This is a genomic window from Aeromonas oralensis, assembly GCF_049665575.1.
Lineage (GTDB): Bacteria > Pseudomonadota > Gammaproteobacteria > Enterobacterales > Aeromonadaceae > Aeromonas > Aeromonas hydrophila.
Genome location: NZ_CP187186.1, coordinates 1,795,027 through 1,807,234, shown reverse-complemented (window position 1 = coordinate 1,807,234; position 12,208 = coordinate 1,795,027). Strand labels below are relative to the sequence as shown.

General features: G+C 63.9%; 9 protein-coding genes and 1 pseudogene. All 10 read left to right on the top strand.

Annotation, left to right across the window (positions count from 1 at the left end; all coding sequences use genetic code 11):
- The first annotated feature begins 3 nt into the window (after positions 1 to 3).
- The 10 genes and pseudogenes from nuoE (at position 4) to nuoN (ending at position 12,186) form a co-directional block, all read left to right on the top strand.
- Complete coding sequence (gene nuoE, locus ACPDZI_RS08620) at positions 4 to 546, top strand: NADH-quinone oxidoreductase subunit NuoE (protein WP_024944068.1); 543 nt, start codon at positions 4 to 6, stop codon at positions 544 to 546.
- Positions 543 to 1,909, top strand: a pseudogene (nuoF, locus tag ACPDZI_RS08615) (NADH-quinone oxidoreductase subunit NuoF). The gene nuoE and the pseudogene nuoF overlap by 4 nt, the downstream one beginning before the upstream one ends.
- 79 nt (positions 1,910 to 1,988) lie before the next feature.
- On the top strand, positions 1,989 to 4,718 hold the full coding sequence (gene nuoG / locus ACPDZI_RS08610; protein WP_438834354.1) for an NADH-quinone oxidoreductase subunit NuoG: 2,730 nt from the start codon (positions 1,989 to 1,991) through the stop codon (positions 4,716 to 4,718).
- On the top strand, positions 4,715 to 5,683 hold the full coding sequence (gene nuoH, locus ACPDZI_RS08605; RefSeq protein ID WP_438834353.1) for an NADH-quinone oxidoreductase subunit NuoH: 969 nt from the start codon (positions 4,715 to 4,717) through the stop codon (positions 5,681 to 5,683). The genes nuoG and nuoH overlap by 4 nt, the downstream gene beginning before the upstream one ends.
- Positions 5,684 to 5,811: 128 nt before the next feature.
- Positions 5,812 to 6,354 (top strand): NADH-quinone oxidoreductase subunit NuoI, encoded by a 543-nt coding sequence (gene nuoI / locus ACPDZI_RS08600; protein WP_011705660.1) that lies wholly within the window; start codon positions 5,812 to 5,814, stop codon positions 6,352 to 6,354.
- A 10-nt stretch (positions 6,355 to 6,364) separates the two neighbouring features.
- Positions 6,365 to 6,913, top strand: coding sequence for an NADH-quinone oxidoreductase subunit J (gene nuoJ / locus ACPDZI_RS08595; RefSeq protein ID WP_011705659.1), 549 nt, complete (start codon positions 6,365 to 6,367; stop codon positions 6,911 to 6,913).
- Positions 6,913 to 7,221: an NADH-quinone oxidoreductase subunit NuoK gene (gene nuoK, locus ACPDZI_RS08590; protein WP_005299823.1), complete on the top strand. Its 309-nt coding sequence runs from the start codon at positions 6,913 to 6,915 to the stop codon at positions 7,219 to 7,221. Before nuoJ ends, nuoK begins: the two co-directional genes overlap by 1 nt.
- Positions 7,218 to 9,062, top strand: coding sequence for an NADH-quinone oxidoreductase subunit L (nuoL, locus tag ACPDZI_RS08585; protein ID WP_438834352.1), 1,845 nt, complete (start codon positions 7,218 to 7,220; stop codon positions 9,060 to 9,062). The genes nuoK and nuoL overlap by 4 nt, the downstream gene beginning before the upstream one ends.
- A 78-nt stretch (positions 9,063 to 9,140) precedes the next feature.
- Complete coding sequence (gene nuoM / locus ACPDZI_RS08580; protein WP_011705657.1) at positions 9,141 to 10,661, top strand: NADH-quinone oxidoreductase subunit M; 1,521 nt, start codon at positions 9,141 to 9,143, stop codon at positions 10,659 to 10,661.
- A gap of 61 nt (positions 10,662 to 10,722) precedes the next feature.
- On the top strand, positions 10,723 to 12,186 hold the full coding sequence (gene nuoN, locus ACPDZI_RS08575; RefSeq protein ID WP_017410206.1) for an NADH-quinone oxidoreductase subunit NuoN: 1,464 nt from the start codon (positions 10,723 to 10,725) through the stop codon (positions 12,184 to 12,186).
- Positions 12,187 to 12,208: the final 22 nt, after the last annotated feature.

The following is a 12,208-nucleotide window of genomic DNA, read 5'->3' as shown; positions in this document are numbered from 1 at the left end:
GCCATGAGCCAGCAATGTCAGTGCCAACACAATCAGTCCCCGCAGGGACAGAGTTCATGCCAGGGCAAGGGGAAGGATTTCGTCCTGAGCCAGGCAGAACGCGATGCCATCGAGCATGAGAAACACCACTACGAAGATCCCCGTGCTGCCAGCATTGAAGCGCTCAAGATAGTGCAGCAGGCCCGCGGCTGGGTACCTGACGGTGCCATCCACGCCATCGCCGCCGAGCTCGGCATCCCCGCCAGCGACGTGGAGGGGGTCGCCACCTTCTACAGCCAGATCTTCCGCCAGCCGGTCGGTCGCCACATCATCCGCGTCTGCGACAGCATGGTCTGCTACATCAACGGCCACGAACAACTGCTGGCCGGGCTGAAAGAGGTGATGGACCTGGCCCCCGGCCAGACCTCCGCCGACGGCCGCTTCACCCTGCTGCCGGTCTGCTGCCTCGGCAACTGTGACAAGGGGCCGGCGCTGATGATCGACGATGACACCTACGGTGGGCTCGACGCCGTCAGCCTGCTCAAGACCCTGGAGGCTTACCCATGAGTCTGGCATCCCTTGGTACCGCCAACCGCATCGCCCGCGCGGCCGAGACCCATCCACTCACCTGGCGGCTGCGCGACGACGGCCAGCCGGTCTGGCTGGATGAATACCAGAGCAAGCAGGGTTACGATGCGGCCCGCAAGGCACTGAGCCAGATGAGCTCGGACGAGATCGTCGGCACCGTCAAGGATGCTGGCCTCAAGGGTCGCGGTGGCGCCGGTTTCTCCACCGGCGTGAAGTGGGGCCTGATGCCCAAAGACGAGAGCATGAACATCCGTTACCTGCTCTGCAACGCCGACGAGATGGAGCCGAACACCTACAAGGATCGGCTGTTGATGGAGCAACTGCCCCACCTGCTGATCGAAGGGATGATCATCTCGGCCAAGGCCCTCAAGGCCTACCGTGGCTACATCTTTTTGCGCGGCGAGTACGTCGATGCCGCCGCCAACCTGCGCCGGGCGGTGATCGAGGCCAAGGCTGCCGGTCTGCTCGGCAAGAACATACTGGGCTCGGGCTTTGACTTCGAGCTGTTCGTCCACACCGGCGCGGGTCGTTACATCTGCGGCGAAGAGACGGCGCTCATCAATTCCCTGGAAGGGCGCCGCGCCAACCCGCGCGCCAAGCCCCCTTCCCCGCCGTTTCCGGTGTCTGGGGCAAGCCGACCTGCGTCAACAACGTCGAGACCCTGTGCAACGTGCCCGCCATCATCGGCAACGGTGTGGCCTGGTATCAGGGGCTGGCGCTGCCGGGTTCGGAAGATCACGGCACCAAGCTGATGGGCTTCTCCGGCAAGGTCAACAACCCCGGCCTGTGGGAGCTGCCGTTTGGCATCACCGCCCGCGAGCTGTTCGAAAACTATGCCGGTGGCATGAAGCCCGGCTATCGCCTGAAAGCCTGGCAACCGGGCGGCGCCGGTACCGGCTTCCTGCTGCCCGAGCACCTGGATGCCCAGATGTACGCCGGTGGCATCGGCAAGGTCGGCACCCGGATGGGCACGGGTCTTGCCATGGCGGTGGATGACAGCATCAACATGGTCTCCCTGCTGCGCAACATGGAAGAGTTCTTCGCCCGCGAGTCCTGCGGCTGGTGCACTCCCTGCCGCGATGGCCTGCCCTGGAGCGTCAAGCTGCTGCGCGCGCTGGAGCGGGGTGAAGGTCAGCCAGGGGATCTCGCCACCCTGGAGCAGCTGGTCAGCTTCCTCGGCCCAGGCAAGACCTTCTGCGCCCATGCCCCTGGCGCCATCGAGCCGCTGGGCAGTGCGATGAAGTATTTCCGGTCCGAATTCGAGGCCGGCGTCAAGGCGCCGCAGGATAATCGCAAGCAGCTCAAGGGTATCCAGCCCAACCTGCTGGGCGAGCGCTGGTAAGGCGCGCAGTGCGCCCGCCGCGGGCCCGCTGAACCGGCGCGAGCCAAAGAATTTATCTCATTGAAGTCAGGGAAGTTGTATGGCCACCATTCATGTAGACGGTAAAGAGTACGAGGTAGACGGGGCAGATAACCTGCTGCAAGCCTGTCTGTCCCTTGGTCTGGACGTCCCCTATTTTTGCTGGCACCCGGCGCTCGGCAGCGTCGGCGCCTGCCGCCAGTGTGCGGTGAAGCAGTATCAGAATGCCGACGACAAGCGCGGCCGCCTGGTCATGTCCTGCATGACCCCCTCCACCGATGGCACCTATATCTCCATCGAGGATGAAGAGGCGAAGGAGTTCCGCAAGACGGTGGTGGAGTGGCAGATGACCAACCACCCCCACGACTGCCCGGTGTGCGAAGAGGGTGGCTCCTGCCACCTGCAGGACATGACGGTGATGACCGGCCACAACAGCCGCCGCTACCGTTTCACCAAGCGCACCCACCAGAATCAGGATCTGGGCCCCTTCATCAACCACGAGATGAACCGCTGCATCGCCTGCTATCGCTGCGTCCGTTACTACAAGGACTACGCCGGTGGCGAGGATCTCGGGGTCTACGGCGCCCACGACAACGTCTACTTCGGCCGGGTCGAGGACGGCACCCTGGAGAGCGAGTTCTCCGGCAACCTGGTGGAGGTCTGCCCCACCGGCGTGTTCACCGACAAGACCCACTCCGAGCGCTACAACCGCAAGTGGGACATGCAGTTCGCCCCCAGCATCTGCCAAGGGTGTTCGGTCGGCTGCAACATCAGCCCGGGTGAGCGTTATGGCGAGCTGCGCCGCATCGAGAACCGCTATCACGGTGCCCTCAACCACTACTTCCTGTGCGACCGCGGCCGCTTCGGCTACGGTCACGTCAATCTGACCGACCGCCCGCGCCAGCCCCTGCTGCAGGATGGCGGTGACAAGCTGGCAATCACGGTGGACGGTGCCCTGAACCGGGCTGCCGATGCCCTGCGCACCGCCGCCGGCGTCATCGGCATCGGCTCGCCCCGCGCGTCGCTGGAGAGCAACTTCGCCCTGCGCGAGCTGGTGGGTGCCGCCAACTTCTACAGCGGTGTCGAGCAAAGCGAATGGAACTGCCTGCAGAAGATGCTGCAGATCCTGCAGCACGGTGGTTTGCGCACCCCCAGCCTGCGTGACATGGAAGAGGCCGACGCCGTGCTGGTGCTCGGCGAGGATGTCACCCAGACCGCCGCCCGCATTGCCCTGGCCCTGCGTCAGGCAGTCAAGGGCAAGGGCCGCGAAATCGCCCGCAAGCTGAAGGTGGACCTGTGGCAGGTCGCCGCGGTGCAGACACTGGCCCAGAACGAGCGCTACCCGCTGCTGATCACCAGCCTGGACAGCACCCGACTGGACGACGTGGCGAGCGGCACCCTGCACGCCCCCCACGCGGATCAGGCGCGCCTCGGCTTCGCCATCGCCCATCTGCTCGATGGCAGCGCCCCTGCCCTGACCGATCTCGCCCCCGAACAACAGGCCCTGGCCGCCAGCTGGGCCGCGCTGCTCGGCAACGCCAAGAAGCCGCTCATCATCGCCGGCACCGGTGCCCGCAGCCAGGCCCTGCTCGAGGCGGCCAGCAACATCGCCCGCGCCCTCAAGGGCCGTGGCCAGGCCGTGGAGCTCGCTCTGGTAGCCCAGGAGACCAACAGCCTGGGGCTGGCCATGCTGGCCGGCAATGCCGCCCCGCTGGAAGCGGCTTTTGATCGTATCGAAAGAGAAGAGAAGCTCGCGCTGGTGATGCTCGAGAACGATCTCTACCGCCGCGCACCGCGCAGCCGGGTCGATGCCGCCATCGACCATCTTCAGCACTTGCTGGTGATCGACCATCAGGATACCGGCACCGCCCAGAAGGCTAACCTGGTGCTGCCTGCCGCCAGCTTCGCCGAGGCCGATGGTACCCTCATCAACATGGAAGGCCGCGCCCAGCGTTTCTTCCAGGTCTATGCCCCCGCCTTCTACAACGCCGACATCCAGGTGCGCGAGAGCTGGCGCTGGCTGGCCGCCCTGCAAGGCGTGCTGGATCGCAAACCGCTGCGCTGGAACACCTTCGACGAGGTGAGCAGTGCCTGCGCCGCCAGCGCCCCGCTGCTGACCAGCATGCGCGAAGCCGCACCCAACGCGGGTCTGCGCATCCGTGGCATGAAGCTCGCCCGCGAGCCGCACCGCTACAGTGGCCGCACCTCCATGCTGGCGGATCAGAACGTGAGCGAGCCCAGAGTCGCTCAGGATCCCGACTCGCCCTTCAACTTCTCCATGGAAGGCTACGCCGGTGCCCGCCAGCCGCTGCAACAGGTACCGTTCGCCTGGGCGCCGGGCTGGAACTCCCCGTCCGCCTGGAACAAGTTCCAGGATGAAGTGGGTGGCAACCTGCGCGCCGGGGATCCCGGTCGCCGTCTGCTGGAAGCGGGCGAGGACAGCCTCGGCTGGTTCGACGCCGTCCCCGCCCCGTTCAGCGCCAAAGAGGCGCTGCAGGTGGTGAGCTATGACCAACTGTTTGGCGGCGAAGAGCTGTCTGCCAGAAGCCCGGTCATCCAGGCCCGCATGAGCGAGCCCGTGCTGGTACTGAACCCGGCCGACGCCAACCGTCTAGCCCTCAATGCCGGCAGCCAGGTCGCTTTCTCCTGGGGTGGCCACCACTGGCGGCTGACCCTGCGTCTGAGCGAGCATCTGACCGCGGGTCTGGTGGGTCTGCCGCTCGGTATCAACGGTCTGCCGACCGCCCTGCACCAGCAATATCTCGCTAACCTGCAGGAGGCCATCGCATGAGTGACTCTCTGATCGATCTGTTGCTGGAAATCGGCAAAGCATTGATCGTGCTGGTGGGGATCGTGGGGGCCGGCGCCTTCATGAGCTTCATCGAGCGCCGTCTGCTGGCGCTGTGGCAGGATCGTTACGGCCCCAACCGGGTAGGCCCCTTCGGCCTGCTGCAGCTGGCGGCCGACATGATCAAGATGTTCTTCAAGGAGGACTGGATCCCGCCATTCGCCGATCGCCGGATCTTCGTGCTGGCCCCCATCATCGCCTTTACCGCCTTCATTCTGGCGTTTGCGGTGGTGCCGATCACCCCCACCTGGGGCGTGGCGGACCTCAACGTGGGGCTGCTCTACATCCTGGCCATCGCGGGGCTGGCGGTCTACGCCGTGCTGTTCGCAGGCTGGTCGAGCAACAACAAGTACTCATTGCTCGGCAGCCTGCGCGCTTCGGCTCAGACCCTCTCCTACGAGGTGTTTTTGGGCCTCTCCTTGATGGGTATCGTCATCCAGACCGGCAGCTTCAACCTGCGGGATATCGTGGAAGCCCAGGCAGGACTGTGGAACGTGATCCCCCAGATCCTGGGCTTCATCACCTTCCTGTTTGCCGGCGTCGCCGTCACCCACCGCCATCCGTTTGACCAACCGGAAGCCGAGCAAGAGCTCGCCGACGGTTATCACATCGAGTATGCGGGCATGAAATGGGGTCTGTTCTTCGTGGGCGAGTACATCGGCATCGTGCTGATCTCTTCGCTCATCGTGACTCTGTTCTTCGGTGGCTGGCACGGCCCCTGGCTGCCGCCCTTCATCTGGTTTGCCCTGAAGACCGCCTGTTTCATGGTGTTCTTCATCCTGCTGCGGGCCTCCCTGCCCCGCCCGCGCTTTGACCAGGTGATGTCGTTTGGCTGGAAAGTCTGCCTGCCACTGACCCTGCTCAACATGCTGGTCACCGGCGCCGTGGTGCTGTTGAATGCGCAGTGAGGCCGCAATGGACAGAAAAATTGTGATGCCGTTTGGCTGGAACGTCTGCTTGCCCGCCGCCCTGCATCCCGCTCGGGATGCAGCCGGTACGGGCTGTGGTGCTGATGAATGTGCAGTGAGGCACGACTATGAAAATTATTAACATCATCAAGGGTGTCGGCACCCAATTGCGCAGCCTGGGCATGGTCTTCTCCCATGCCTGGAGCCCCCGCGAGACCCTCAACTATCCGGAACAGGCAGTCTATGCGGCGCCCCGCTATCGCGGCCGCATCGTGCTGACCCGCGATCCGGACGGCGACGAGCGCTGCGTGGCCTGCAACCTGTGTGCGGTGGCCTGCCCGGTCGGCTGCATCTCGCTGCAGAAATCCGAGCGGGAAGATGGTCGCTGGTACCCGGAGTTCTTTCGCATCAACTTCTCCCGCTGCATCTTCTGCGGCCTGTGCGAAGAGGCCTGCCCCACCACCGCCATCCAGCTGACGCCGGATTTCGAGATGGGCGAGTACCGCCGCCAGGATCTGGTGTACGAGAAGGAAGATCTGCTGATAAGCGGCCCCGGCAAGTATCCGGATTACAACTTCTACCGCATGAGCGGGATGGCCATCGACGGCAAGCCGAAAGGGGATGCCGAGAACGAAGCCAAGCCCATCGATGTCAAGAGCCTGCTGCCCTGAGGAGTCAATCATGGAACTGGCATTCTATGCCGCGGCCCTGGTCGCCATTTACAGCACGCTGCGGGTGATCAGCACCAGCAATCCGATGCACGCGCTGCTCAATCTCATTATCTCCCTCATCGCCGTGGCCATGATCTTCTTCTGCCTGGGCGCCTCCTTCGCGGGCGCCCTGCAAGTGATCGTCTATGCGGGCGCCATCATGGTGCTGTTCGTGTTCGTGGTGATGATGCTGAACCTGGGCTCGGCCCAGGATCAGGAAAAGAACTGGCTCACCCCCACCACCTGGGTGGGCCCCGGCCTGCTTTCGCTCATTCTGCTGGGTTTTCTGGCCTACGGCATTCTCGGGGTCACCGGCGGTGAACTCGGTCTGACCGACGTCAGTGCCAAAGCGGTCGGCATCGCCCTGTTCGGTCCTTACGTGCTGGCGGTGGAGCTTGCCTCCATCCTGCTGCTGGCGGGTCTGGTCACCGCCTATCACCTGGGCCGTGAAGACAAGAGCGGGGAAGTGCTCTCCGTGCCAAAAGCCTCGGCACATCCGTCTCAAGAAGGAGGTCAATGATGAACGGAATCCCGATGGAACACGGCCTGCTGCTGGCTGCCGTGCTGTTCTGTATCGGCCTGTGCGGCCTGCTGATACGTCGCAACTTGCTGTTTATCCTCATGAGTATCGAGATCATGATGAACGCGTCGGCACTGGCATTCGTGGTGGCTGGCAGCCGCTGGGCCCAGGCTGATGGCCAGATCATGTACATACTGGTGATTTCTCTGGCGGCAGCGGAGGCCAGTATCGGCCTCGCCCTGTTACTGCTGCTCTATCGTCGTTACCACACCCTCAACGTGGACACTGTGAGCGAGATGCGCGGATGAGCCTCCTATACCTGACTTTTCTATTTCCGCTGCTGGGATGGCTGGTGCTGGCCTTCTCCATCGGTCGTTTCGGCGAGCGCACTGCTGCGCTCATCGGCGTCGGCAGCATAGGGCTGTCGGCCCTCACTACCCTGTGGGTCGGCATCGATTTCCTCAACACCATGCCAACAGGCGGCGTCTATACCCAGACCCTGTGGCAGTGGATAACGGTGGGTAACTTCACCCCGACCTTCCGCCTGGCGCTGGACGGCCTGTCGCTGACCATGCTCGGCGTGGTCACCGGGGTGGGTTTCTTCATCCACCTGTTCGCCTCCTGGTACATGCGCGGGGAAGAGGGCTATTCGCGCTTCTTCACCTACACCAACCTGTTCATCGCCAGCATGGTGTTCCTGGTGCTGGCCGATGACCTGCTGTTCGTCTACCTCGGCTGGGAAGGGGTGGGGCTGTGCAGCTACCTGCTGATCGGCTTCTACTACCGCAACCCGGCCAACGGCGCCGCCGCCCTCAAGGCGTTCGTGGTGACCCGAGTCGGCGACGTATTCCTCGCCATCGGTCTGTTTGTCCTCTACCGGGAGCTCGGCACCCTCAATATTCACGAGTTGCTGGTACGTGCGCCGCTGATGTTTGCCGAGGGCTCCCCTGCCCTGTCGTTTGCCTGTCTGATGCTGCTTGGCGGCGCCGTCGGCAAATCGGCCCAGCTGCCACTGCAGACCTGGCTGGCGGATGCGATGGCGGGCCCGACCCCGGTCTCGGCGCTGATCCACGCGGCCACCATGGTGACCGCCGGTGTCTATCTCATCGCCCGTACCCACGGCCTGTTCCTGTTGGCCCCCGAGATCCTGCATCTGGTGGCGCTGGTCGGTGCCATCACCCTGGTGCTGGCAGGCTTTGCCGCCCTGGTGCAAACCGACATCAAGCGGATCCTGGCTTACTCCACCATGAGCCAGATCGGCTACATGTTCCTGGCCCTCGGTGTTGGCGCCTGGGAAGGGGCCATCTTCCACCTGATGACCCACGCCTTCTTCAAGGCGCTGCTGTTCCTCTCCGCCGGTGCCGTGATCGTCGCGACCCACCACGAGCAGAACATCTTCAAGATGGGGGGCCTGCGCAAGAGCCTGCCGCTGGTCTATGCCTGCTTCCTGGTGGGGGGCTCGGCCCTGGCCGCGCTGCCGCTGGTGACCGCCGGTTTCTACAGTAAAGACGCCATCTTGTGGCAGGTGCAGGCCAGTGGCCAGAGCGCCCTGCTGTGGGCCGGTCTGGGCGGTGCCTTCCTCACCTCCCTCTACACCTTCCGCCTGATCTTCATCGCCTTCCACGGCAAGGAGCAGACCCAGGCTCACGCCGGTCACGGTCTGGCCCATCAGCTGCCGCTGCTGGTACTGCTGGTGCTCTCCACCGGTATCGGCGCCTTGATCGTGCCGCCGCTGGCGGGCGTACTGCCGGCTGGTCCTGGGGATCACATCGAAGAGGGGCGTCATGGGCTGGAGATCACCTCCGCCATCATCGCCATCGCCGGCATTGCCCTGGCCGCCTTCCTGTTCCTGGGCGAGCGCCGTCTGGCCAGCAGCGTGGCCAACAGCGCACCGGGCAAGTTGCTCAGCACTCTCTGGTTCAATGCCTGGGGCTTTGACTGGCTTTACGATCAGCTGTGGGTCAAGCCGTATCTGCTGGCGACCCGGCTGCTCGGCAAGGATCCGCTGGACTGGATGATGAACCTGCCGGCCTGGCTGGCACAGAGTGGCCACCAGCTGTTGGCCTGGACCGTTTCCGGCAAGTTGCGCTGGTATGCAGCCTCCATGGGGATGGGCGCCGCCCTGATCCTGGCCCTGCTGCTCGGCTGATCCCGTGATGCAGCCCCTGAACTCGCAGCAAGCCCACGGGCCTGCACAGTGACTAGAACATAGACGAGAGCTGATATCGTGACCTTACTCTGGATCTTGTTAATACCCTTCATCGGCGGTCTGCTCTGTTGGCAGACCGAGCGATTCGGCGAGTACTTCGTACGCTGGGTCGCCCTGCTGTCGATGAGCGCCTGCCTGCTGCTCTCCTGCGCCGTCTGGTGGAGCGGAGACTTCACCCTGGCAGCCCAGGGCGGCGTGCCCGTCTGGGCCGCCGAACTGCAACTGCCCTGGATCCCCCGCTTCGGCATCTCATTGCACCTGGCGGTGGATGGCTTGTCGCTGTTGATGGTGATCCTCACCTGCTTCATCGGCGTGCTGGCCATCCTCTGTTCCTGGAAGGAAATCGTGCAGCGCATCGGCTTCTTCCACCTCAACCTACTGTGGATTTTGGGTGGCGTGCTCGGCGTCTTCATGGCGCTAGACCTGTTCCTCTTCTTCTTCTTCTGGGAGATGATGCTGGTACCGATGTACTTCCTGATTGCGCTGTGGGGCCACTCGGTCACCGACGGCAAATCCCGGATCAACGCCGCCACCAAGTTCTTCATCTACACCCAGGTCAGCGGCCTCATCATGCTGGTCGCCATCCTGGGCCTGGTGCTGACTCACCATGCCGCCACCGGCGTGTTCACCTTTGACTATCAGGACTTGCTGAATACCCCGATGAGCAAGGGTGTGCAGTGGCTGCTGATGCTGGGCTTCTTCATCGCCTTCGCGGTCAAGATGCCGCTGGTGCCGCTGCACGGCTGGCTGCCGGATGCCCACAGCCAGGCACCGACCGCGGGTTCCGTGGACTTGGCGGGGATCCTGCTGAAGACCGCCGCCTACGGTCTGCTGCGCTTCGCCCTGCCGCTGTTCCCCGAGGCGTCCGCCGAATTTGCCCCCTACGCCATGGTGCTGGGTCTCATCGGCATCGTCTACGGCGCCATCGTGGCGTTCGCCCAGACCGACATCAAGCGGTTGGTGGCCTACACCAGCATCTCCCACATGGGCTTCGTGATGATCGCCATCTACTCTGGCAGCGAACTGGCCCTGCAGGGCGCCGTGGTGCAGATGATCGCCCACGGCCTCTCCGCCGCCGGCCTCTTCATCCTGTGCGGTCAGCTCTACGAGCGGCTGCACACCCGGGACCTGCGCCTGATGGGCGGGCTGTGGGGTCGTCTGCGCTACCTGCCCGGCGTGATGCTGTTCTTCTCGGTCGCCTCTCTGGGGATGCCGGGCACCGGCAACTTCGTCGGCGAGTTCCTGATCCTCATCGGCAGCTTCCAGGTTGCCCCCGTGCTCACCATCATCGCCACCTTCGGCCTGGTGCTGGCCTCGGTCTACTCCCTCATCATGCTGCAGCGCGCCTGCTTCGGTACCCCCAAGGACGAGAGCGTCCTCAAGGGGCTCGACAGTCGCGAGCTGGTGATGATGATGACCATTGCCGGTCTTTTGGTGTTGCTAGGTGTCTATCCCCAACCTGTGCTCGACACCGCGGGCAACAGCCTGCTGAGCGTGCTGCACTGGTACGCCCTGCCCTTCGCAGGAGCATTGCAATGAGAGTGACCGCTGTTAAACCGCTGGCCCTGTTGCCTTCCTTGTCCATTACAGGAGCACTGCAATGACCTTCACCGCTTCGCAACTGCTGGCCCTGCTGCCCTTGTTGCTGACAACCGGGGCCATGGTGGCCCTGATGCTGGCTATCGCCTGGAAACGGTGCGATGACACCGCCTTCGTGGTCACCATCGCCGGTCTCAACCTGGCGCTTTTCTCCCTGCCCATCGTGATGGCGCAAGGAGATCAAGGGGTCACCCCGCTGCTGCAGATCGATGGCTACGCCGTCTTCTACATGGGCCTGGTGCTTATCGGTGCCCTGGCGACCTGTACCTTCGGCCGCTCCTGGCTCAAGGGTTATCCGGACAACCGGGAAGAGTTCTACCTGCTGCTGCTGATCGCCACCGCCGGTGGCCTGGTGCTGGCTGGCTCCCGTCACCTCGCCTCCCTGTTCATCGGGATCGAGATGCTGACCCTGCCGATGTTCGGTCTGGTGGGCTACGCCTATCGCGAGCGCCACTCGCTGGAGGCCAGCATCAAGTATATGGTGCTCTCCGCCGCCGCCACCGCCTTCCTGCTGTTCGGCATGGCGCTGCTCTATGCCCAGGCCGGCAGCCTGAGCTTCAGCGATCTGGGGCTGACCCTGGCCACCACCCCGGCCCACCACCCATTGCTGATGGGCGGTCTGGGTCTGATGCTGGTTGGCTTTGCCTTCAAGCTCTCTCTGGCGCCGTTCCACCTCTGGACCCCGGACGTGTACGAAGGGGCGCCGGCCCCGGTAGCCACCTTCCTAGCCACCGTCAGCAAGATCGCGGTGTTCTGCGTGCTGCTGCGCTTCTATCTGGCGGTGCCTGCCGCCGCGGATCCCATGATCCACTGGCTGCTGGCCGCCATGGCGGTGGTCTCCATCGTCATCGGCAACCTGCTGGCTCTGCTGCAGACCAACATCAAGCGGATGATGGGTTACTCCTCCATCTCCCACTTCGGTTACCTGCTGGCGGTGATCGTGGCGAGCCGTCTCGGCCAGATGCCGGTGGAAGCGGCCGGCGTCTATCTGCTGATGTATCTGTTCACCAGCCTGGGGGCCTTCGGCGTCATCAGCATGATGTCCAGCCCCTATCGCGGCAAGGATGCGGACTCCCTGCACAGCTACCGCGGCCTGTTCTGGCGTCGTCCCTACCTGACCGCCGTGCTGACCGTGATGATGCTCTCGCTGGCCGGTATCCCCATGACGCTCGGCTTCATCGGCAAGTTCTACCTGATCGGGGTGACCGTCGATGCGAAGCTGTGGTGGCTCTCCGGCGCCATCGTGCTCGGCAGTGCGCTGGGTCTCTACTACTATCTGCGGGTCATGGTCACCCTCTACCTGCGCGAACCCGGCATGCAGCTGCGCGACGCCAAGGGCGACTGGGCCATCACCTCCGGTGGCCTGGTGGTGCTGCTCTCCGCCGCGCTGGTGGTGGCACTGGGTCTCTATCCCCAGCCGGTCATCAGCCTGGTGCAGGGCTTCCAGAACGTGGTGCTGCACTGATTTCACGCCACCCAAAAAAACC